We start from the raw sequence: 23553 nt of genomic DNA on the forward strand, positions 1-23553 counted from the left end.
CGATTTTTTAAAGTAATCTAAGAAAAGTAATATGTACCTTTAACCAAGTTAAATATGTCAACATAAGTGTATTTCATCTATTTTTTTTGCTGATTATAGAAAAAGTACCTATGTTTACAAAGAATTAAAAAAGTAAAAGTAATGAAACATTTAATTACAATTTTATTTATCGGTTTAATCAGTTTCTCTATTACTGCTCAAGAAAAACAGGCAGAAATAAAGTTTAAAACTGAAACGATAGACTATGGAACTATTGAAAAAGGATCTGATGGTGTAAGGGTTTTTGAATTTACGAATACTGGAAATGCCCCACTTATAATTTCTAATGTTAAATCATCTTGTGGATGTACTATTCCTTCTAAACCAAAAGACCCTATTATGCCTGGTAAAACAGGAGAAATTAAGGTAAAATATGACACTAACAGAGTGAGTCCTATTAGAAAAACTATTACAGTAATTTCTAATGCTAAAACACCTACTGTTGCTTTAAAAATTAAAGGTTTGGTGGTAGATTCTAGTAAAGCTAGTGTACTTGAAAAAAAAAATAAAAGTATCGTACAGAAATAAAGACAATGCCTAAGTCCTAAATAACTGATACAAGTTATTAAAGGATTAAAAATAATTTATTAATCCTGAACAATATAAGTTTATTGTTCAGGATTTTTAGTTTATAATACTCTCTTGTTTTAAAACTATTTCAAGACAGGATAATTCCATTCATAAAAAACCGTTACAATGTTGCATTTTTTTGTTATAGCTTAGTTGCTAAAAGTGCTAAAACTAAACTTGAAACAAAATAAATTAACCTACAAACCATCCAAAATTTAATAGCAATACAACAGATATTATTAAAACCCAAAAAGGAACTAAGGTTATTGCAATCACAAACCTGAAGGTAGACACAAACTCTAACTCTGTAATTTTTGACTGAACAGCTAATTTCCAAATAGTGTAAGGCACTATTAAATTAATTATAAGCAATAATTTGAAGATACTTTTTAAACCACTAACTTTAGATGTTTCTTTTTTGTTACAGCTTATAAAACCACTTTCAATACACTTATTTACTTCTTTTGGCTTTAAAAAATCAACATGCAAAGCCTTTAACTTGTTTAAAACATCCTCATAATGTTCCTGTGGAATATGAGTAGTTAGTTTCTTTAATTCTGAATAAACAGCCTCTTTTAGAGCATTAACATTATCATGTCTATTTTTTGAAATAAATTCTTTTGCTGCTATAGGTTTCCCAAAAATTAAAGAGGTGCTATCAGGAAAATTTAGAGCATCTTGATAATTGAATCCAATCGGGACTAATTGTAAATCTATATTCGGATATTTTTCTAAAGTATCAAAAACTATTCTAGTAAAGCCCTTGCTAAGCGGCCTTACGCGTCTTTCTAAATTATGGTTGCCTTCAGGAAAAATTACAATTGCCTCGTTTTGGTACAACAACTTAGAGCATGTTTCAAAAATGGCATTGTTATTTGTTAAACTATGCCATCCGTCTCTAATTCTATACACCGGAAGCATTTGTAAACTCTTTAAAATTTTACTTATAAGCGTTTTTTTAAAAACGGCAGCTCTAGTAAGAAAAAAAGAAAACCTATTAGCGTAAACGGCAATTAACAAAGGGTCTAAAAGCGCATTCTGGTGATTTCCTAAAAGTAAAACGGGTTTATCTTTTGGTATATTGTTAATACCATGAACTAGTACTTTTTTAAAGTAGAAAAACATTCCTAACCTTAAATACATGCGTACGCTATATAACCAAATTTTTTTCAAATTGTATTGCTTAATTACCTTTAGAAGACCAATAAAAAGCTAGTGTTAACCCCGAAATAATATGCCAAATTCCCCAAAAAGCAGCTAAAATTGCCATGCCTCCTAAGCCATTAAAAAATGTAAAAATAAGTAATAAGCCCAATCCGGAATTTTGAATACCTGTTTCTATGGCTATGGTTTTTCTATTTTTAAAAGATAACTTAAATAGTATAGCTACGGCAAGCCCCAATAAAATAGCTAATATATTATGTGAAATACCTATAACCAGTACATGATGTATGTAGCTGTTAAAAATATCAATATTGTTTGAAAATGCAATAACTACTATAGCTGCAAAAATAAATATTGACAATGGCCTTAAAATTTTTGAAATCTTTAATGCCAATTGTGCTTTAAAATGCCTTAATACCATACCTAAAACCAGAGGAATCCCAAGAATTAAAGTCACCAATTTCACTAATTCTAAAGGGTTTAACGCTACCTCTTTTAATAATTGTGTTGTAGGTTGATACAAACCTCCGTAAAACTGAAAATTGAACGGTGTCATAACAATGGCAAAAAATGTTGCAAATGCGGTTAAACTAATAGACAGTGCCGTATTGCCTTTTGCCAAATGCGTCATAAAATTAGAAATATTACCACCAGGACAAGCAGCCACCATCATCATACCTAAAGCAATACTTGGTTGTGGTTTAATAAAGCTAACTAATAAAAATGTTACAAAAGGCAGCAATATAAACTGAGACAATACACCAACAAAAACCAATTTGGGTTGCTTCAATAAATTTTTAAAATCGCTTAGTGTAATTCCTAAAGCTACCCCAAACATCACCACTGCTAATGCTATATTTAGCACCCACAGCCCACCGCTATCAAAGTTAATTTTTACAGAGTCTAGTTCTTGCATACTTTAAGATACCGTGCTGCCGTTAACCACTTTACTCTCTGGGTTTAAAAGCATGACATCTTTATCTTTAACAGCTCCTAAAACCAAACATTCACTCATAAATTTGGCTATTTGCTTTTTAGGTAAGTTTACTACAGCTACAATTTGCCTTTGTAACAAATCTTCTTTTTTATATAGTGAAGTAATTTGAGCAGAAGATTTTTTAATGCCTAAAGCTCCAAAATCTATTATTAATTGGTAAGCTGGTTTTTTAGCTTCAGGAAAATCATTAACCTCAATAATGGTTCCTACTCTTAAATCTACTTTGGTAAAATCTTCAAAAGTTATTGTCTTATTCATTTTTTAAAAATACAAATAATCACGAACTTTGAAATAAAATCATTTTTTTATGGCAAGAACACCTTCAAATATGCTTCCGTTAGGAACCTCAGCTCCTAATTTTTCATTACCTGACACCATATCTAATGCAACAATTGGATTAAACGATGTTAAAGGTGAAAAAGGTACTGTAATTATGTTTATTTGTAACCACTGCCCTTTTGTTATTCATGTGAATTCTGAAATTGTTGCTATAGCTAATGCCTATACAAAAAAGGGAATTGGTTTTGTTGCAATTTCTAGTAACGACGTTGTAAACTACCCACAAGATAGTCCAGAAAACATGAAAATTCATGCAAAAAAAGAAGGCTATCCGTTTCCTTATTTATATGATGAGTCTCAAGAAATTGCAAAAGCTTATGACGCTGCCTGTACGCCAGATTTTTATGTTTTTGATAACCATTTAAAATTGGTTTACAGAGGCCAATTAGATGACTCTAGACCCGAAAACGGGAAGCCTTTAAATGGTAAAGACTTAAGGCATGCTTTAGACTGTTTAATAGAAAATAAAGAAAATACAGCTTTACAAAAACCTAGTCTTGGATGTAATATTAAATGGAAAACTAATTAAAATTTAGTTGCCAAAAGCCCACATTTTGCCATTTACCAAACTTAAATCCTACTTCTTTTAATTCGGCAACTTGTTTAAAACCAAATTTTTCATGAAGCTTAACACTAGCATCATTGGGAATGGTTAAAACTCCCATTACAGAATGAAAATTTTGTTGTTTTAATAGGCTTAATAACTTTGTGTAAAGTATGGTTCCTATTTGTTTTCCGTGTGCTGTATGCTTTACATAAACGGTAGCTTCTACCGTTCCGTTATAGGCTGGTTTGGGTCTAAACTTACTTCCGTAAGCAAAACCTAATATAGTGTTATCTTCTTCAAAAACTATCAAAGGGTATGCTTTATTTATTCTATGCAATTTTTCAGAATACACCTCAAAAGCAACAGGTTCTGTATCAAACGTAGCAACAGAATTTACTACATAGTAGTTATAAATATCAAGGAGTTGCTGTGTATCTTCAGTTTTAAAACTTCTAACCATTTACATCCAACCTTTACGTTTAAGCAAATTTTCTATATGTGCATAATGGTGATTACTATGCCACGCGTAAAAACCTATATTGTAAGATAGTAATACTTCTGAGTTGCTGTCTGGATGAATAAAAATTTTATTTAACGCTTCTTGAGATAATCCTTTTAACAAATAAACGAGTTTGTAGTGAATGGCCTTGATATGCTCCAAAGACATTTGTATTGGTGCCGTTTTACTATCATTTAAAGCAGCCCAATCTGCTTCATTATAGGGTTTTATTACTGGTTTATCTTCGGTTAAAGCCCATTTAAAACGCGTATAACTATGATGAATACTATCTGCCACATGATGCACTACCTGCCTAATGGTCCACCCTTCTGGCCTATATTGAGTATCTAACTGTTCTTTTGTTAAATGTTTTACTAAGGCTTCAAATGTAATTGGAAATTTTTCTAAAACCGAAATCCAATCATCTATATGTTTTTTTGTGATGGTATCAGGACATTCAAACTGTCCAATAGGGTATTTTAATTGTTGTAACGTTGCAGCATCCATAAATATAAATTTTATACCCTCCTAAAATAAGGATAATTCAAATTTAAAATACTTTAACTGCCGAACTTTTTGCTAATTCAATGGCTTCCTTTAATGAAGTAAAATTTTTAATTTTTTTATAAAAGAATAAATTTTCAAATATTAAATTGAATTTTCCTTTAGGAGTAGCGCTTACAACGTAATATTCTTTTAACTTATAATTGCTTCTAAAAAACTTTAACCAATCTTGAGCAACAACAGAGTAAGAGTGAATTCTATTAGAAATATAAATTAAATCTTTTCCATCGGTTCCTAAATAACAGGCAACATCATCTGCTATTGGTTTTCCGTGGTTGTCCCATGTATATTCAATACCTTCATTAACTTCAACAACAATAAAACCTTTAAAAATAAACACAGTAGCATAAGGATAATTTAATTCCTTTAAAACTTCGGCATAAAAAACTGTTTTTTTAACACTAATCATTATTACTTAAAGTTAGGATAGTTTTTTATATATGTAAAAAAAACTCGATGAACACTGTAGAATTTCCTCTAAACAAAAAGAAAAGCACTTCTTACGAAATGCTTTTCTTATATTAAAAAAAATAATGCTTCTTATTTTACATTCATTAATTCTACATCAAAAATTAGTGTAGCGTTTGGAGGAATAACACCACCAGCGCCTCTACTGCCATATCCTAAATGACTAGGAATTACTAAACGGGCTTTATCACCTACATTTAATAATTGAATACCTTCATCCCAACCAGGAATTACTTGCCCTACGCCAATTGGAAAATCTATAGGCTGATTTCTCTTGTAAGAAGAATCGAAAACAGTACCATCAGCTAATTGTCCTTTATAATGAACAGAAACGGTTTTACCTTTTTCTGGTTTTGCTCCATCTCCTTTTTGAATAATTTGGTATCTCAAACCACTTTCGGTCTTTTCAAAACCTGCTGCAAGTTTATCTAATTCGGTCTCTGCTTTTGCTTTTGCTTCTGCTTCTCGTTTTTCTCTAGCACCTTCAAAAGTTCTAAAAGCTTCTACAGCATTAAAAGCTTCTGCTTCTGCTCCTACTCTAAGAATTTCTAAAGTCTCAATAGTATCGCCTTGAGCAATAGCATCTACCACGTCTTGTCCTTCTGTAACTTTACCAAAAACGGTGTGGTTATTGTCTAACCAAGGGGTTTCAACGTGTGTTATAAAAAACTGACTACCATTAGTACCGGGTCCTGCATTGGCCATAGAAAGTACACCGGGGCCATCATGCTTTAAATCTGGGTGAAATTCGTCATCAAACTGGTAACCTGGATTTCCTGTACCTGTACCCTGTGGGCAGCCACCTTGAATCATAAAATCTGGAATTACCCTGTGGAATTTTAATCCATCATAATAAGGCGTACCTTGAGGTTTAACAGCATTCTCTAAATTACCTTCTGCTAAAGCTACAAAGTTACCTACGGTACCAGGCGTTTTTTTGTATTCTAAAGCAACTAAAATTTCGCCTTTTGTGGTGTTGAATTTTGCGTATAATCCGTCTTGCATTGTTCTAATTTTTAAGAAAGTGCAAAGATAGGGAAAGCATGGTAATTTTTACAGCTTGATTTCATGGATTTTAATTGGTTTTAATACTTTTAATGCAATGGTAAATCCTATTGACTTTGTGAGAAAAATTGCCGAACTTTGTTTAACGTTGGATATAAGTCATTAAAACAACGTATATCCTTTAAGTTAAACAAACCAACCAAAAATTAACCAATGATAAAATTCTTTAGAAAAATTAGACAGAAACTACTCTCTGAAAACAAATTCAGTAAATATCTAATTTATGCCATTGGAGAAATTGTACTAGTTGTTATTGGAATTTTGATTGCATTGTCAATCAATAATTGGAACCAAGAACGAATCCAGAAGCTTGAAGAACAAACCTTTGTAAAGAACATTCATACTGAATATTTGCAAAACAAAACGATTATAAAAAGAAGAATTGAGGAAGCTGAATTATGTGAGGCAGCCCTTAAACAATTAATGAACATTATGGGTAAAGACGAAGATTATCTTAAAAAGCAAAATATCGACAGTTTACTTTTTATTGCCTTTGACCCTCCTATATTCAGACCCTCTGAAAACACCATTTCTGGGCTCATACAATCAGGACGTTTGGATTTGCTCCAAAATAAGGAATTAGTTAATTTAATATATAATTGGGGACGAACGATGAAGGCGTTGACAGATAGAACAACAAGATTTACTTCAATATCTGATAACCATATTTCTCCATACTTATCAAAAAAATATTCCTATAAAGATATCGATACCTATGGTCCATTAAATTGGAAAGAAAAATCAAACCTGAAGGTGGATAAACTTCAAATTTTTAAAGAAATTGAATTCGAAAATCTTACTGACAATTTTTTATACTGGATGGTAGATAACAAAAATCTGTTTATAGAATTAGACCAATTGATTGATAAAATTCTTAAGGAAACTCAAAATGATTAAATTATAAATAACGAAAGCACAAGAACGTGTATAATTAATTGCGACTACGCTCAGTACAGATTTACTAAACCTCACCAACGTAGGAGGTAGCCACTACCCGAAAGCCTTACCCGAAAAAATATTTAACTAGTTAGCTACTTCACTAATAAATTTTATACGGTATAAACGCAGTTCTTCATCGTCATAATCGCCATCAAATTCTTCAATAGCATCTTTAATGGCATCAGATTCAGACTCCATAAAATATTCATGAATTTCTTCTTGCTGATCTTCGTCTAAAATTTCATCAATCCAATAATCAATATTCAACTTTGTACCAGAATAAACAATGGCTTCCATTTGCTTAATAAAATCACTCATTTCTAAGCCTTTGGCAGAAGCTATATCGTCTAATGGCAGTTTTCTATCAATACTTTGAATAATATATAATTTATTTGTAGAATTACTTCCTGTAGATTTAACTACTAAATCATCTGGACGCACAATATCATTTTCTTCAACATATTTGGCAATAAGTTCTACAAAATCTTTACCATATTTTCTTGCTTTACCTTCACCAACACCATGAACGTTTCCTAGTTCTGACAATGAAATTGGATATTTAAGCGCCATATCTTCTAGTGAAGGGTCTTGAAAAATCACAAAAGGTGGCACTCCTAGCTTTTTAGCATTCTTCTTTCTGAGTTCTTTAAGCATGTTCATGAGGGTTTCATCTGCTACAGCTCCACTCCCTTTTGCTGCTGTAACAATGGTACCGTCTTCCTGCTCGCCTTCAAAAACATGATCTTCGGTCATCATAAAAGACACGGGGTTTTCTATAAATGCTTTTCCTGCATCTTGTAACTTAATAACACCGTATGTTTCTATATCTTTTTTAAGATAACCTGCTACTAGCACTTGCCTTAATAGTGCCATCCAATATTTTCTATCTTTATCTTTTCCCCTACCAAAAAACGGCTGCTCGTTGGTTTTATGTGAGTTTATTAGAGCATTTTCTTTTCCTATAATAACACTAACTAAGTCTTTAGATTTATACTTTTGATTGGTATCTTTAATGGTTTCTAATAAAACAACAACATCTTCTTTGGCTTCGTGTTTCTTTTTAGGGTGCCTAACATTATCATCCATATCGCCACCTTCACCAGTTTCGTTGTCAAACTCTTCACCAAAATAATGTAGAATAAATTTTCTTCTAGAAATAGAAGTTTCTGCAAAAGCCACCACTTCTTGTAACAGCGCATGACCTATTTCTTGTTCGGCTACGGGCTTACCAGACATAAACTTCTCTAGTTTCTCTATATCCTTATAAGAGTAAAATGCTAAACAATGCCCTTCGCCTCCATCTCTACCAGCTCTTCCAGTTTCTTGATAATAACTTTCTATACTTTTAGGAATATCATGATGAATTACAAACCTAACATCTGGTTTGTCTATTCCCATACCAAAAGCAATGGTTGCCACAACCACATCAATATCTTCCATTAAGAATTTATCTTGATGGCTAGATCTGGTTTTAGCATCTAAACCGGCATGATAGGGTACGGCTTTTATACCATTAACTTGTAATACTTGGGCTAATTCTTCTACACGTTTTCTACTTAAACAGTAAACAATACCAGATTTCCCTTCGTTTTGCTTAATAAACCTAATAATATCGGCATCTACATTTTTGGTTTTTGGCCTTACCTCATAATACAAATTAGGTCTGTTAAATGAGGCTTTAAATGTTTTGGCACCAGTAATACCAAGGTTTTTTATAATATCTTCTTGTACTTTTGGTGTAGCGGTAGCGGTTAAACCTATAATAGGAATATTATCTCCTATTCTACCAATTATATGACGTAAATTTCTGTATTCTGGCCTAAAATCATGCCCCCACTCACTAATACAGTGCGCTTCATCTATAGCCATAAAAGATACTTTTACGCTTTTTAAAAAATCTACATTCTCATCTTTGGTTAAAGATTCTGGTGCTACGTATAATAATTTAGTAACGCCATTTACAATGTCTTCCTTAACACGCTTAACCTCTGTTTTGTTTAACGATGAATTTAATACATGAGCAATACCTTCTTCATTAGAAACACCTCTTATAGCATCAACCTGATTTTTCATTAATGCTATTAATGGAGAAACTACAATGGCTGTACCTTCTTGCATTAAAGCTGGTAATTGATAACATAGCGATTTACCACCACCTGTTGGCATTATTACAAACGTATGATTGCCCGATAAAATACTTTCTACAACGTCTTCTTGCAATCCTTTGAATTTATTAAATCCAAAATATTTTTTAAGAGCGGAGTGCAAGTCACTTTTAGCTATTAACATGGATAAATTAAATAATTAGTTAACCTACTTAAAAATACACTAAAAATTCAAAATTAATACGAATAATTTTATTAGCATATTTTGAAGAACCCTCATATTTTTTTTCGTTAGTTTTGTAACGAAAATCCAAATTACAATAAAATTTGGATTTGAATAAGATTAAAGATAATAAAATCTTTAAAAGCATCAACTAAAAATATATAAATTTTGAATAGCGAGAATTCTATTATACAAATTGCTAAACAAACTATAGAGGCAGAAAGTAAAGCCATTTTTAATCTTTCTAACCTAATTACCAATGATTTTGCTGAAGCTGTTAAACTTATTTACAACTCTAAAGGACGCGTTATAATTACCGGTGTTGGTAAAAGTGCCATTATTGCAAACAAAATAGTAGCTACCTTAAATTCTACGGGTACACCTGCTGTATTTATGCATGCTGCCGATGCTATTCATGGCGATTTAGGTTTAATTTTAGAAGATGATGTGGTAATCTGCATTTCTAAAAGTGGTAATACACCAGAAATTAAGGTTTTAGTACCACTAATTAAAAATGCTAAAAACAAAATGATTGCTATAACTGGGAATAAAGACTCTTTTTTAGCGCAACAGGTTGATTTTGTTTTAAATGCTTTTGTTGAAAAAGAAGCTTGTCCAAACAATTTAGCACCTACAACTAGCACCACAGCTCAATTAGTTGTTGGTGATGCGCTTGCCATTTGTTTATTAAAAATGCGCGGATTTTCTAGTAATGATTTTGCAAAATACCATCCTGGTGGTTCCTTAGGTAAAAAACTTTACTTAAGAGTGCATGATATTTCATCTATTAATGAAAAACCAAAAGTGCAACCTAATACCAGTATTAAAGATGTTATTGTTGAAATAACTGAAAAAATGTTAGGAGTTACGGCTGTAGTTGAAAATGATGGAATTATTGGAATTATAACCGATGGTGATTTAAGAAGAATGCTTAGTAAAGTTGATAATTTTTCAACCTTAACAGCAAAAGATATCATGAGTGCTAACCCAAAACGTGTAAAAGCAGAAACCATGGCTGTTGATGCCCTAGATATTATGGAAACCAATGGCATTTCTCAACTTTTAGTTGAAGAAAACGGTAAATATGCTGGGGTTGTTCATTTACACGATTTAATTAAAGAAGGCATTTTATAATGGCAAAGAAAAATGTAAATGAGATGTCTTTTCTAGATCATCTCGAAGATTTAAGATGGCATTTAATTAGAATTTGTTTAGCGGTAGTTATTGTTGCTACACTAGCTTTTATTTTTAGCCGCTTTATTTTTGATGAAATTATTTTTGCGCCATTAAACATGAGTTTCCCTACTTATGATTTTTTGTGTAAAGCAGCTACATTTATTGGGGTAGATACTACATTTTGTAATGATGAAGTACCTATGATTATTCAAAACAGAACCATGGCGGGGCAGTTTTCTGCAGATATTTGGACCGCAATTTTGGGTGGTTTTATAATTGCTTTCCCCTATGTAATTTATCAATTATGGAGCTTTATAAGCCCAGGTTTACATGAAAATGAAAGAAGACACGCTAAAGGGTTTATCATAATTTCATCGGCACTGTTTTTTCTTGGAGTATTATTTGGGTATTATATTGTAACACCTTTATCTATAAACTTTTTAGCTAATTATAGTGTTTCTGAAACCGTTGACAACCAAATTGATATTAGCTCTTACATTGCTCTTGTGCGTTCTTCTGCTTTGGCTTCCGGACTCATTTTTGAGCTGCCTATCATCATTTATTTTCTAACTAAAATTGGTTTGGTTACTCCTCAAATTCTAAAAAAATACAGAAAGTATGCACTGGTAATTGTGCTAATTTTATCTGCAATTATTACACCTCCAGATATTGCTAGTCAGGTCATTGTAGCTATTCCTATTTTAATTTTATATCAAGTTAGTATCTATATATCTAAAATTGTTGTTAGAAATCAAATAAGAAAAGAAGAACAACATGCTTAGTTATTAGCCAATAATTAATTAAAATTTACGTTATTGCAAGTATGATTTTAAAAGCCGAAAATTTAATGAAGTCCTACAACGGACGTAAAGTAGTAAAAGACGTATCTCTTGAGGTAAATCAGGGTGAAATAGTTGGGTTGTTAGGACCTAATGGTGCTGGTAAAACAACATCATTCTATATGATTGTTGGGTTAATTAAACCTAATGGTGGACAAATTTTTCTTGATAATACTGAGATTACTAAATTCCCTATGTACAAACGTGCTCAAAATGGTATTGGGTATTTGGCGCAAGAAGCTTCGGTTTTTAGAAAACTTAGCATTGAAGATAATATTTTAAGTGTGCTTCAGCTTACCAAATTAAGTAAAAAGCAACAACATGATAAAATGGAATCTTTAATTGAAGAATTTGGTTTAGGGCATATTAGAAAAAACAGAGGCGATTTACTTTCTGGTGGAGAACGCAGACGTACAGAAATTGCTCGCGCTCTGGCAACAGACCCTAATTTTATTCTTTTAGATGAACCTTTTGCTGGTGTAGATCCCGTAGCTGTAGAAGATATTCAACGTATTGTAGCGCAGCTTACCAAAAAAAATATTGGTATTTTAATTACAGACCATAACGTACAAGAAACCCTTGCTATTACAGATAGAACGTACCTTATGTTTGAAGGTGGTATATTAAAACACGGTAATCCTGAAGAACTTGCTAACGATGAAATGGTGCGTAAAGTGTACTTAGGTCAAAACTTTGAGTTGCGTAAAAAGAAAATTAGAGACTAACGTTTCTATTCTATCTTTAATACTCTGTTACTGACCCCCAATTTTCTCCTGTTTTTATTCTATAAAGTTGCATTTCAGAAATACCAAACTGTTTTGCTATCATTTTTAAACGGGTTCTTCTGTTAGGGTCATTAATTTTCCGTTTAATTAATTTAACCTTAGTTTCTGTTAGCTTAGAATAGGTTCTTTTTCTAGGAGTATTTTTACTAAATTGATGCTGTTCTTTTATTATTGTCCTTTAACCTTTGCAATTAAAAATTTAATAGCTTTAAACACTACTAAAGCAATAAACCCTACAATTAAGCCTATAACAAACTCTATTAACATTGTTGGTATAGACATGCCCGCTACTAAATGATGAATAAAATCTACATTATGATTAAAAATACCTCCTGCTACAAGTATTAAAGCAATAGTACCTATTACAGATAAACTTTTTATAACAATAGGTAAGGCTCTTATTAAAAAATTTCCAATAAATTTTGATACGCTTTTTTCTCTTTTACCAAACTTTACAAGTCTGTAACCAAAATCGTCCATTCTAACTATTAGGGCTACAATACCATAAACTCCAATAGTAGCAATTATACAAACAATAGTAACTACTAGTATTTGAGATAATATAGGTTTTTCTAATACCGTTCCAAGCGCAATGATTACAATTTCAACAGATAAAATAAAATCTGTAAAAATAGCCGATTTTATTTTCTTCTTTTCAGAAAGTAAAGCCTCTTCTTTAGTAAGTTCTACATTCAAATCACTATGAGAATCGGCCTTGGGCGCATGTGGCACAAAAAACTCATAAATTTTTTCTGCCCCTTCAAACGCTAAATAAATAGCACCAAAAGTTAAAGCTAAGGTTATGGCCCATGGCGCAAAGGCACTAAGTAAAAAGGCAATAGGCAATATAATAAGTTTATTTAATGCAGATCCTTTGGTTATAGCCCATAAAACAGGAAGCTCTCTAGAAGACATAAATCCTGTAGCTTTTTCTGCATTTACAGCTAAATCATCCCCTAAAATTCCAGCTGTTTTTTTGGTAGAAATCTTACTCATTACCACCACATCATCCATTAGGGTGGCTATATCATCTAATAGCGCAAAAAATCCTGATGCCATGTATTAATATTATTTTGTGGTTAAATTGTCTAAAACAGACATGATTATATATAACAGTATAATTAATGGTATGGCTGCAAACCATAGTACAATTAACAATACAGCGCAAAGTATAATAAATATGTAGCGTGTTGCATTTGCTTTAAAGCTCCAACTTTTAAATTTTAATGCAAATAATTTAATGCCAGAGTTTAGTAACCAGCAACTTAAAATGGTCATTGCTATTAAAAACCATTTATTTAAAATGATAGCATTAATAACATCGTTATTTTGATACTCTAAAATTAAAGGGAGCGATACAATTAATAACGTATTGGCTGGGGTTGGCAAACCTTTAAAAAAAGTTTGTTGCTCGGTATCTACATTAAATTTTGCAAGCCTATAAGCTGATGCTAATGTTATTAAAAGTCCTATAAAAGGTAAAAAACCACCTCCTGTTAATTCAAATAAGCTTGTTTCAAAACCATTTTGATGAGCATCAAACCAACCCGTTTGCGTTAAGCCTAAAAGCTTAAACATGATTATTCCTGGCACCAATCCGCTAGTAACTACATCGGCTAAAGAATCTAATTGTAAACCTATATCACTTTCAACCTTTAGTTTTCTTGCTGCAAAACCATCAAAAAAGTCAAAAAATATACCTAAAAACACTAAAAAGGCAGCTGTAACAAAGTGGTTATTAACAGCAAAAACTACAGCAATACTCCCACAAAATAAATTTAGTAAGGTTAGAGCATTCGGAATATATCGCTTCATGTAATAAATTTAATTTCTGTAAAAATAACAAACAATTTTACTCTAAAGCAATATCTAATATAAATTCAAGTTTATAGGTTTATAAATTATGTGCATCTTTGTAAAAAATTTGCGATTGAAAGCTTATATAACCGCCTTATTCTGTGTAATATCAGTATCCGCCTTTAGTCAAACTACTAGAAAATATTCTAATGAGTTTATGAACATTGGTGTTGATGCTGCTGCTCTAGGTATGAGTAGTGCTGTTACATCGCACACCGCCGATGTAAATTCTGGGTATTGGAATCCTGCGGGTCTTTTAGCTTTAGAAGACAATCAGTTAGCGCTTATGCACTCTAGCTATTTTGCTAATATTGCCAATTACGATTATGCAGCTTATGCAATGCCTATAGACAATAATAGTGCTATGGCAATATCTCTAATTAGGTTTGCTGTTGATGATATTTTAAACACAACCCAATTAATTGATGATCAAGGCAATATTAATTATGATAGAATTAGCCTGTTTTCTACTGCAGACTATGGTTTAACATTTTCTTATGCAAGAAAACTTCCTGTTCAAGGATTAAACTATGGTGTTAATGCCAAAGTTATTCGAAGAATTATTGGTGATTTTGCATCGTCTTGGGGTTTTGGTTTAGATGCGGGTATTCAATTTGAAACCAACAACAACTGGAAATTTGGTGTTATGGCCAGAGATATTACAACCACGTTTAATGCTTGGGCTATTGATGAAGATGAATTTGAAACCATTAAAGATGCTGTTGAAGGGCAAAACCAAGAATTACCAGAAAGCACCGAAATTACCATTCCTAAACTGCAAATAGGCATTTCTAAACTATTTAGTTTTCATTATGATTATACTTTACTAGCTGCTGCCAATTTAAATGTTAGATTTGAAGAAAATAATGATATTATTTCATCATCTTTTGCTAGTATAAATCCCGCCTTAGGTTTTGAATTTGGATATATTGATATGGTGTATTTGCGTGCTGGCATGGGTAATTTTCAAAATGAACTGCAAATAGACAACACAGAACAGCTCACCTTTCAACCAAGTTTTGGTGTTGGTTTTAAATACAATGGCATTCAAATTGATTATGCGTTTACAGATATTGGCGACCAAAGTGTGGCGTTGTACTCTAATGTATTTTCATTAAAACTAGATTTTAGTATTTTTAGGTAATGGTAAAAAAATTACGTTTTCTTCTTTTAGTAGTTTCTTCTTTCATTTATGGGCAACAAATAACCCTCTCTAACACGGCAGAAATTAGTGTTTTAACGGTTGGCCCTGGAACGTCTTTAAATGATGCTTTCGGGCATAGTGCTTTTAGAATAAAAGACCCAAATAACAGATTAGATGTGGTTTATGGCTATGGCGAGTATGATTTTGATGCTCCTAACTTTTACCTAAAATTTGCCCGTGGCAAACTAAATTATTTACTTAGTAAAGACAGCTTTAGTAGGTTTTACCAAGTATATGTTTATTTTAACCGCACTGTTAAAGAGCAAGTTTTAAATTTATCGCAAAGCGAAAAACAAAACCTATACAACTATTTAATTAATAATTACAAACCCGAAAACCGAGGGTATTTGTATGAGTTCTTTTTTGATAATTGTGCTACACGTATTAAAGATGTAACTAAAATTGCTACCAAAAATTCCATTAAATTTAATTTACCAAAAGCGTATACCCCAAAAACTTTTAGAAGCTTAATTTACAACAATGTAAATAAAAACACATGGGGTAGTTTGGGTATAGACATGGCATTAGGTGCTGTAATAGATAGAAAAGCAACGCCAGAAGAACAAATGTTTTTACCAGAAAACATCTATAAATTCTTTGAAGCTGCAACCAAAAAAGATGGTACACCATTAGTAAAAAAAAGCAATATCATTTTTACTAAAAGACCTACTAATATTTCAAATAATTTTTTTAGCAGTCCGCTCTTTGTTTTAGGGATGATAGCTTTGGTTATTATATTTATTACTTATAAAGATTTTAAAAACAAAAAACAAACGCAGTGGCTAGATATAACACTGTTTAGCTTTACAGGCCTTATAGGCATTCTTATTTTACTACTCTGGTTTGCAACAGACCATACAGGCACGCACCAAAACTACAATCTGCTTTGGGCTTTCGCTTTAAATATTTTAATGATTGGGCAATTGGTAAATAAAAAACCCAAAACATGGTTTATTAAATATGTAAAATTTTTAATAATAATGCTTTGCCTACTTACACTACACTGGATTATTGGTGTTCAGGTATTTGCCGTTGGTTTAATCCCTCTATTAATAGCCTTATTTATTAGGTATATTTACTTAGTAAAATACTACGCAACCCTCAACAATCAATAGTCTATAATCAATTTAAAAATTACTGCCCCCTAAAGAAAATCACCGTACTTAGGGTTTTAATAAGAATATTTATATCAAGTAAAAAACTACGGTGTTTTATATAATATAAATCGTATTGAAGCTTAAGTAAGCTATCGTCATAAGAAGAACCATATCTTGTTTTCACCTGCGCCCAACCTGTTAGTCCGGGTTTAATTATATGTCTAGTTTCATAAAACGGAAGCATTTCTGATAATTCTTTTACAAAATACGGACGCTCTGGTCTGGGACCAATCAAACTCATATCACCTTTTAAAACATTAATAAATTGAGGCATCTCGTCTAGTCTGGTATTCCTTAAAAACTTTCCAAATAGAGTGATTCTAGAATCTTTTTTCTTTGCCCATGTAACACCATTTTGTTCCGCATTTTTAATCATGGTTCTAAATTTAATAATTTTAAACGGGCGTCCGTTTTTACCAATACGTTCTTGGGTATACAACAGTGGTCCTCTATTACCAATAAGATTGCCTAACAATACAAATGGCGTAAATAATGCACAAAAAACAAGACCCAAAGCCGAAATTAAAATATCAGACAACCGGTGAAAAAATAAATACATTTTATTTTGATTACTTCGGCTAAAAGGAAAATATTTATAAAAATCTCTTCCTACAAACTGAATAGGAATGCGTTGGGTTAAATCTTCATACACCTGTGTGTATTCTCTAATGGGAATACCTTCTTCTAAAAGCGAAATAAGCGCATAATAAGTTTCATAGGTTATGGTATCAGCATTATAACTAGCAACAACTATTTCTGATATATGCTCGTCTTTAACTACTTTTTTTAGCTGCTTAGGGCTATACTCTTTTATGTTTTTAAACTTTATATTATCCTTTTTACTAGCTTCACAATTTACAAAGCCTACAATTTGATAATTAGGATCTGCTTGTTTAAAAGCTTCAATTATAGTTTCAACACTAGAAACCTCTCCAACAATAATCACCTTTCTATAAAACCTTGGAGAAACAATAAAAGTAATGTAAGCCAACCGCCATAAAACTAAAGCAAAGAGAATAGCAAAATAAAAATAAACAATTTGTAAACGATTCCCTGGTAGTAATGGGGTTAAAAATGGCGTTAAAAAATAGAATAAAACGGTGACTGATACGGTAAATACAATACTGGTTGATATTTTTTCTATTTGACTTGATTTTTGTAAATCATACAACTCGAAAATAGTACCAAATATGGAGATATAAAGAATAAGAACAAAAACCCAACGCCAATGTTTTTTGGTAATTGAAAAGTAATCAAACTCAAAGGTATTCCCAACAAAATACAGTACTAGTAAAACGGAAACAATATCAAAAACACGAAGTAATACTTTACGTTCTGATATATTAAAATGAATACTGTTTTTAGACATTTTAGCGGCTAATGAGAGGTTATAAAGATAAGAAGTAATTTTATTACAACACACATATTAGCTTAAAACGTTAAGCCATTGTTTTTTAACTACCTCCCAATCAAAATTTTCTACTTTTTTTCTTGCTAATTCAGCTATTTTTTTAGTTTTATCTTCTTGAGACATAAGCGTTTTAATGGCTTTTACAAATGCAGCTTCATCATTGGATTTTACTAATATCCCATCAACACCATCTTCTATTAAAAAAGGCATACCTCCCACTTGAGTTGATATTACCGGAAGCCCCAAAGCCATAGCTTCTATAACACTAACGGGCATATTATCAAAATTAGTGGTATTTATAAAAATATTATAATCTTTAGATAATGTAATCCATGCTTCTTTAGATAATTTACCTGTAAATTTAACATCAACATGTAATTTTTTAGCTAACTTTTTAGTGGCTTGCAAACTTCCATCTTTATCAGGGCCAACCATACAAAGTGTTGCTTCTATATTAACATCTTTTAAAGCCTTAACAACTTTTACAGCTAACAAAGGATTGTAAATTTTTGAAAATGAACGTACCCATAATAATTTCACCTTTTTAAATTCCCGCTTTTTAAAACAATATGTTTCAATATCAATAAAATTTGGAATACAAGTAATGTTAACAAACCCAAAATCTTCAAATATTGATTTTATATAAAGTGATGGTGCTATATTAACTGCTGCATTTTTAAAAATGGCTTTTGATAGTTTAGGAGAGGTTTTTAAACGTTCTGGTAAATTACCGCCATGTAAAATAGGCACATACTTTAAATTTAAAAATCTACAAAACACAGCACACAAATAAGCATAGTAAAAGTTTAAGGTACTGTAGGTGTCAATTAAAACATAATCTACTTGCTTTCTGTATTTTACTATATGAAATAGCATATCTAACAAACGGATTGCTTGATTCTTTTTCCCTGATGCTATAATAACGTTATAGCCTGCTTTTTTTAAGTTATTACTTAAAGTACTTATAGTAGTAACAGTAGTATGTAGCCCCTGTAATTTGTTGCCTATGTAAAGAAGGTTTTTCATTTATTATATATTAGGCATAATATTAAGCACTTAATCGGTTTGGTTGCAACACGTTTTTACTTTTTTGTGGTTTTTTATAAGTTATATTAAGCAAACACAAACCATAAACAAATGCCGGAGCTGCTATTCGCATTGCGGAATGATTAATAGTTAGTAACCAAAAGGCATAAAACGAATAGAAAAATATATTAGACTTGTTATTTAACCTAACAACTAACGGAGCTATTAATAAAATAAGAAATGCAAAAACCCCAAACAAGCCATGCTCTGCAACTATTCTACTCATTTCATTATGTGAGGCCGCTTCTATTCCGGTTTCATTAAACCGTACTTCTTTTACTTTACCAACACCAATACCTAAAAAAGGATGATTTACAAACTCTTTAAACTCAAAAGCTAATAAATCGGTTCTACCGGTAGTAACATCGCCCTTAGACCTACCTGCGGCATCTTGATTAGCATAACGCTTATCTATAAAACCATGGGTTTGAATAGAACTTACAAACCAAGTTAATAGTGCTACTACTAAAAACAAAAACACAGACAGTTGTATTTGTAGCCGTTTCTTTTTGTTAACTTTTAAATAATAAATAGCTATAAAACTTAAAATCATAACCAATGCCGTTATAACCCCTCCTCTACTAAAAGTTACAATAGCCCTAAAGCCCATAAGTGCCAAAAGTGCCAAATCTATAAGTCGTAAATACAAATGCTCTCTAGACATAAAAAAACGAGCTGCCAAAACAAACAACCCCAAACCTAATACTGTAGCTACTTGGTTTGGGCCAAAACCACCAGAAGCCGCAAAGTTTGAAGCTGTTCCTGTTATTACCGATTCAATATCGGGCGTGTATAACACTAAAAATACCGTCATACTTATAAGCGGTAATAAAAGTGCTAAAAGAATAATTTTTATTTGGTTGAATGTAATGTTACGGCGGTAGCAAAAAATAGCCACCAATCCCAAACACACAGGACCACTTAAATTAAAAGCTATGGCTTTACGTATATTGGTTTCAAACCCCATTTCTGCAATAGCCACATAAATACCTGGTATAAGCAATAATATATAAAGTACATAAATTAAAGCTCTGTTTGTAAAGCTAACGCTAAACATACCTAACAAAATAAACAATATCACTAAATATTTACTAGCTTCATAAGATATGGTTCCCCCGTTCATTCTTAAAAACACCTCAATACCAACAACATAAGAACAAGCTAGTAACACATAAAATGCCTTTCTTTTTTTAGAAACTCTTATAATTTTATAGGTAAAAAAAACTGTAGTAAATAAAAAATATGGCGTAGCTAAAGGCTTAAAAGCAAATATTAAAATGCCTAATAATACATGAAAAATAATAAGTTTATAATAGACTGATAACTTCATTTCTTGTGAAGTTTATAAATTTCTATGAGTTTATGTATTTGTGCTTCTTCAGAAAAAGAATGAATAACGCTTTTTTTAAAATTTTCACCAACGTCTTGTCTCAATCGCTCATTTGCAATAAACGTAATTAAACCTTCTTTTAAAGCGTTTACATCTTCTTTTTCAACTAAAACACCTGTATCTTTTGTTGAAATAACTAAATTACAATCGCCTACATTGGTGGCTACACTTGGTAAACCTGCCATTCCATATTCTAACAATGCCAAAGGTAATCCTTCTGATTTTGATGATAAAACACCTATGGTAGATTGACTTAAAATATGAAAAACATCAGGACAACTGCCGTAAATAAAAATATGAGGTTCTAGTTTTAAGTTGTGTATTAAACGTTTAACAGATTTAGAATAAGCATCATTAAAATCTTTTCCAACACAATGAAGCGTCCAATCTGGATACGTTTTTAACACCTCATTAAAAGCTCTAATTAATGTGCCATGATCTTTATCGGGTCTCATGTTAGCTACACAAACGATTCGCTTACCAGAAGAACCTCTAAGTTTCGTTACTTCTGAGTTTAAGCTAGCTATAGGGTAATTTACCAAAAAGTAGACATGTTTACACAAGAGGCTTTTTTGAGATCTATTTTTCAACTTTTGATTAACTGCTATAATAGCAGAGAAATATCTTGAACACAATTTTAGCACAAACTTATTTATCCACGATGCTTGATCTCTATTCCCATAATGATCATGCCATACAAGTCTATATTTAGGATTTAAAACCTTTATAATAGTAGCAATAAAAAAAGAACTGGAGTGGGCATGAATAATATCAACTTGGTGCTTTTTTAAAAATGTATGTAACTTAAATACCGCTTTTAAATCTAACGTGCCTGTTTTATTTAAAAACAAATAACCAACATTGCTATTTAAGCTTGCTTTAAGTAACCCTTCTTTTCTAGTAGCACATAAAAAAGACTGGTCTATTTTATCTGCCAAAGCATTAGCAAAATTAACAGCAACACGCTCAGCGCCACCTGGTTCTAAAGAATCTATTATTTGAATGACACGCATTAATTAATTATTAGCTTTTTTATCTCAGAATCAAAATAATCTAAAGTATAGTTTTGAGACCATGTTGCTGCCAATTTAGACATAGCTTCCAATGCTGCAATATCTTTTAAGTGATTTAAAACATGTTGTGTTGCTAAATCTACTTCAGGTTCAATTAATATACCTCTATTTCCAAAATCTAACATATAAGGCACACAAGATACTTTGGTTGCAATAGGTATAACGCCAAAAAACATAGCCTCGGCAATGGCTTTAGGCCAACCTTCAGATTTTGATGGTAATATAGAAAAATGTGCCTGTTTTAAAGCATTTTTTATAACGTTTTTAGATTGATTGCCGTGTAAAAATACAAATGACTTTAAGTTGTTATGATTTATGTAATCTTGTAATGCTTGCCTTAAAACCCCATCGCCATACATATTTAAACAAACACGTTTTCCTTGTTTTATAAGTTGCTCTACAAGTTGTATAGCAAAAAGCGGTTTTTTTCCTGCAACCAAACTACCTACAAATACCATGTGTAGTGTTTTTGTATAATCTTTGGGTGTTAAATCTTCAATGTCATTTTCATAAAAAGACGCCGTAAAAAACGGTTTAATGTTTTTAGTTTGATGTTCCCACTGCCCATAAACTAACACCTGCATATTCTTGGTTAAAAATGTATTACTTAAAAGCCATTTTTGAAATTTATAACTCAACGGTTGTTGGGCTTTGGGGTCCCAGTTACCAGCATATTTAGCTGTTTTTATCTTCTTTGGGAAAAATAGTTGCACCAAACACCCCAATAAACCAATATTTCCAGGACAACGTAAATGAATATGGTCTGCTTTTTTACAAGCCTTATAAATAGCATACAAAATAGTTGGAAGTTTAAAAACCGAACGTAATGCACTTATAGCCGATATAAATGAAATTTGAGGAATCTCTGTAAAATGTAATGAAGCATGTTTATAAGCTAAATCAATTTCAGAAATAGAACCCCTTATTAACGGAGCAACAACATGAACCTCATCCACATGGTTTAACCACAAATTCATTTCTCTTACATAAGGTGCGTAACCAAAGTAGGTGTCATCCTTTTTTTTATGTAGAACATGTGTAATGATTAAAAACTTCATGCCTTTACTTTGGGTTTATTAAAAATTAAAGACAACCAACCTACAAACCTGCCTAAACTTTCGGTAAAGGCTTCTTGCCTTTTTATAGAATCTGTTGTTAATGTATTGGTACTTCTAATTATTGTTAATAAAAAAGCGGTAGCATGCCATTTTAATGTAGCCTTAATAGAAGGCTTGGGGTATTTAACCCGCCAAACATACCAGCCATTTCTTATCACCATTTTACCATACTTGAGTTTATTAGGTCTCCCTGATTTATTGTGATGATGCGCTAATTGTGCGGCAGTATTTACATAAAGATTGCCTTTTTTTGATAATCGCAATGAAAAATCGGCATCTTCATACAATCCATAACCTTCAAAATAGGTTGAAAACTGCATAGTTTTAAAAACCTCTTTTTTGTAAGACGACACCCCTCCCATAATTTGTTCTACTTGATAAATTTTACCCGAAGGCGGTAAAAAACTCACCGAACGCCCATGAGAAAATGTAGGCATATAACCCGGTTTAGCATCTGGTAATAAACCAAATGTTCGTCTTAATTTAAAACGAGAGGGTTCTTTTCGCTTCCAACCATCATAATAAAAATAGTTACCACTGTTCGCCTCATCAGATTGCTCCCAACATACTTCATTAGTTATATAACCTCCTACTGCCAAAGCTTCTGGTTCTTTTGTATAAGTTGAAATTAATTCCTCAAAATAATCTGGTTTTAAAATAATATCATCATCTAAAAAACAAATAACTTCAGAGTCAACTGAAACCTTTTTAATCCCAAAGTTTCGTTGTTTGGTTAAACCTATGTGTTCCGCATCAACTTTAAAGTATTTAAGATGTTTAAACCTATGTTCTTTTAAAAGAATCCCTGTATCATCATTGGTAGAGCCATCAACAATAATAATCTCATTAGGGTATAAGGTTTGAGCCTTTATAGAATGTAGTAATTCTAAAAGCGATTGCGGTCTCAAATATGTACAAATAACCAGTGAAAATTTCAT

At 31.7% G+C, this 23553-nt stretch carries 24 protein-coding genes and 1 pseudogene; 8 read left to right on the forward strand and 17 right to left on the reverse strand.

Annotation, left to right across the window (positions count from 1 at the left end):
* Positions 1-141 precede the first annotated feature (141 nt).
* Complete coding sequence (locus tag BWZ22_RS01340; protein ID WP_076697497.1) at positions 142-567, forward strand: DUF1573 domain-containing protein; 426 nt, start codon at positions 142-144, stop codon at positions 565-567.
* Positions 568-801: 234 nt separating this feature from the next.
* Here the strand turns inward: BWZ22_RS01340 and BWZ22_RS01345 are convergent, their stop codons facing one another.
* Genes BWZ22_RS01345 through BWZ22_RS01355 form a run of 3 tightly spaced genes read right to left on the reverse strand, consistent with a single transcriptional unit; the run spans position 802 to position 3028 of the window.
* Positions 802-1782, reverse strand: a complete 981-nt coding sequence (locus BWZ22_RS01345) for a lysophospholipid acyltransferase family protein (protein ID WP_232225208.1) — start codon at positions 1780-1782, stop codon at positions 802-804.
* Positions 1783-1792: 10 nt separating this feature from the next.
* A complete protein-coding gene (locus BWZ22_RS01350; protein WP_076697500.1) occupies positions 1793-2689 on the reverse strand; it encodes a bile acid:sodium symporter family protein in 897 nt (298 codons plus the stop codon).
* A 3-nt stretch (positions 2690-2692) separates the two neighbouring features.
* Entirely contained in the window at positions 2693-3028 is a 336-nt protein-coding gene (locus BWZ22_RS01355) for a tRNA-binding protein (protein WP_076697503.1), read from the reverse strand.
* Positions 3029-3077: 49 nt separating this feature from the next.
* Here BWZ22_RS01355 and BWZ22_RS01360 point away from each other — a divergent pair, with 49 nt between their 5' ends.
* On the forward strand, positions 3078-3638 hold the full coding sequence (locus tag BWZ22_RS01360) for a thioredoxin family protein (protein WP_076697506.1): 561 nt from the start codon (positions 3078-3080) through the stop codon (positions 3636-3638).
* Here the strand turns inward: BWZ22_RS01360 and BWZ22_RS01365 are convergent.
* The 4 genes from BWZ22_RS01365 to BWZ22_RS01380 form a co-directional block, all read right to left on the reverse strand.
* Positions 3631-4116 (reverse strand): GNAT family N-acetyltransferase, encoded by a 486-nt coding sequence (locus BWZ22_RS01365; protein WP_076697509.1) that lies wholly within the window; start codon positions 4114-4116, stop codon positions 3631-3633. The genes BWZ22_RS01360 and BWZ22_RS01365 overlap by 8 nt on opposite strands.
* Positions 4117-4662: a YfiT family bacillithiol transferase gene (locus BWZ22_RS01370; protein WP_076697512.1), complete on the reverse strand. Its 546-nt coding sequence runs from the start codon at positions 4660-4662 to the stop codon at positions 4117-4119.
* A gap of 43 nt (positions 4663-4705) precedes the next feature.
* On the reverse strand, positions 4706-5128 hold the full coding sequence (locus tag BWZ22_RS01375; RefSeq protein WP_076697515.1) for a hypothetical protein: 423 nt from the start codon (positions 5126-5128) through the stop codon (positions 4706-4708).
* Between the two features lie 131 nt (positions 5129-5259).
* Positions 5260-6192 carry a peptidylprolyl isomerase gene (locus tag BWZ22_RS01380; RefSeq protein WP_076697518.1) on the reverse strand — a complete coding sequence of 311 codons (933 nt, stop codon included), beginning with the start codon at positions 6190-6192 and terminating at the stop codon, positions 5260-5262.
* Positions 6193-6405: 213 nt separating this feature from the next.
* Between BWZ22_RS01380 and BWZ22_RS01385 the strand changes: the two genes are divergently transcribed.
* On the forward strand, positions 6406-7149 hold the full coding sequence (locus tag BWZ22_RS01385; protein WP_076697520.1) for a DUF6090 family protein: 744 nt from the start codon (positions 6406-6408) through the stop codon (positions 7147-7149).
* Positions 7150-7275: 126 nt separating this feature from the next.
* On the opposite strand, the gene recQ is transcribed toward BWZ22_RS01385, so the two are convergent.
* Positions 7276-9480 (reverse strand): DNA helicase RecQ, encoded by a 2205-nt coding sequence (recQ, locus tag BWZ22_RS01390; RefSeq protein WP_076697521.1) that lies wholly within the window; start codon positions 9478-9480, stop codon positions 7276-7278.
* Between the two features lie 207 nt (positions 9481-9687).
* Between recQ and BWZ22_RS01395 the strand changes: the two genes are divergently transcribed.
* Genes BWZ22_RS01395 through lptB form a run of 3 tightly spaced genes read left to right on the forward strand, consistent with a single transcriptional unit; the run spans position 9688 to position 12259 of the window.
* Positions 9688-10653 carry an SIS domain-containing protein gene (locus BWZ22_RS01395; protein ID WP_076697523.1) on the forward strand — a complete coding sequence of 322 codons (966 nt, stop codon included), beginning with the start codon at positions 9688-9690 and terminating at the stop codon, positions 10651-10653.
* Positions 10653-11477, forward strand: a complete 825-nt coding sequence (tatC, locus tag BWZ22_RS01400; protein ID WP_076697526.1) for a twin-arginine translocase subunit TatC — start codon at positions 10653-10655, stop codon at positions 11475-11477. The genes BWZ22_RS01395 and tatC overlap by 1 nt, the downstream gene beginning before the upstream one ends.
* Positions 11478-11518: 41 nt before the next feature.
* A complete protein-coding gene (gene lptB, locus BWZ22_RS01405; RefSeq protein WP_076697529.1) occupies positions 11519-12259 on the forward strand; it encodes an LPS export ABC transporter ATP-binding protein in 741 nt (246 codons plus the stop codon).
* A 16-nt stretch (positions 12260-12275) separates the two neighbouring features.
* Here the strand turns inward: lptB and BWZ22_RS16825 are convergent.
* The 3 genes and pseudogenes from BWZ22_RS16825 to BWZ22_RS01420 form a co-directional block, all read right to left on the reverse strand.
* Positions 12276-12485: pseudogene (locus tag BWZ22_RS16825) on the reverse strand (HNH endonuclease); the annotation flags it as partial.
* 2 nt (positions 12486-12487) lie between these two features.
* Positions 12488-13378, reverse strand: coding sequence for a DUF808 domain-containing protein (locus tag BWZ22_RS01415; RefSeq protein ID WP_076697532.1), 891 nt, complete (start codon positions 13376-13378; stop codon positions 12488-12490).
* Positions 13379-13387: 9 nt separating this feature from the next.
* Positions 13388-14134: a phosphatidylcholine/phosphatidylserine synthase gene (locus tag BWZ22_RS01420; protein WP_076697535.1), complete on the reverse strand. Its 747-nt coding sequence runs from the start codon at positions 14132-14134 to the stop codon at positions 13388-13390.
* Positions 14135-14249: 115 nt separating this feature from the next.
* Here BWZ22_RS01420 and BWZ22_RS01425 point away from each other — a divergent pair, with 115 nt between their 5' ends.
* Together BWZ22_RS01425 and BWZ22_RS01430 are read left to right on the forward strand one after the other, a co-directional pair.
* Positions 14250-15320 (forward strand): PorV/PorQ family protein, encoded by a 1071-nt coding sequence (locus BWZ22_RS01425; RefSeq protein WP_076697538.1) that lies wholly within the window; start codon positions 14250-14252, stop codon positions 15318-15320.
* Positions 15320-16495 carry a DUF4105 domain-containing protein gene (locus BWZ22_RS01430; protein WP_076697541.1) on the forward strand — a complete coding sequence of 392 codons (1176 nt, stop codon included), beginning with the start codon at positions 15320-15322 and terminating at the stop codon, positions 16493-16495. The genes BWZ22_RS01425 and BWZ22_RS01430 overlap by 1 nt, the downstream gene beginning before the upstream one ends.
* A 19-nt stretch (positions 16496-16514) precedes the next feature.
* Here BWZ22_RS01430 and BWZ22_RS01435 read toward each other — a convergent pair whose 3' ends face one another.
* Genes BWZ22_RS01435 through BWZ22_RS01460 form a run of 6 tightly spaced genes read right to left on the reverse strand, consistent with a single transcriptional unit; the run spans position 16515 to position 23553 of the window.
* Positions 16515-17906 carry a sugar transferase gene (locus BWZ22_RS01435; protein ID WP_076697544.1) on the reverse strand — a complete coding sequence of 464 codons (1392 nt, stop codon included), beginning with the start codon at positions 17904-17906 and terminating at the stop codon, positions 16515-16517.
* Between the two features lie 57 nt (positions 17907-17963).
* Positions 17964-18974 (reverse strand): glycosyltransferase family 4 protein, encoded by a 1011-nt coding sequence (locus tag BWZ22_RS01440; protein WP_076697546.1) that lies wholly within the window; start codon positions 18972-18974, stop codon positions 17964-17966.
* 22 nt (positions 18975-18996) lie between these two features.
* Positions 18997-20364 (reverse strand): O-antigen ligase, encoded by a 1368-nt coding sequence (locus tag BWZ22_RS01445; protein WP_076697548.1) that lies wholly within the window; start codon positions 20362-20364, stop codon positions 18997-18999.
* Positions 20361-21437, reverse strand: coding sequence for a glycosyltransferase (locus BWZ22_RS01450; RefSeq protein WP_076697551.1), 1077 nt, complete (start codon positions 21435-21437; stop codon positions 20361-20363). Before BWZ22_RS01450 ends, BWZ22_RS01445 begins: the two co-directional genes overlap by 4 nt.
* Positions 21437-22555: a glycosyltransferase gene (locus BWZ22_RS01455; protein ID WP_076697553.1), complete on the reverse strand. Its 1119-nt coding sequence runs from the start codon at positions 22553-22555 to the stop codon at positions 21437-21439. Before BWZ22_RS01455 ends, BWZ22_RS01450 begins: the two co-directional genes overlap by 1 nt.
* Positions 22552-23553 carry a glycosyltransferase family 2 protein gene (locus tag BWZ22_RS01460; protein WP_076697555.1) on the reverse strand — a complete coding sequence of 334 codons (1002 nt, stop codon included), beginning with the start codon at positions 23551-23553 and terminating at the stop codon, positions 22552-22554. Before BWZ22_RS01460 ends, BWZ22_RS01455 begins: the two co-directional genes overlap by 4 nt.

The organism is Seonamhaeicola sp. S2-3, from assembly GCF_001971785.1.
Lineage (GTDB): Bacteria > Bacteroidota > Bacteroidia > Flavobacteriales > Flavobacteriaceae > Seonamhaeicola.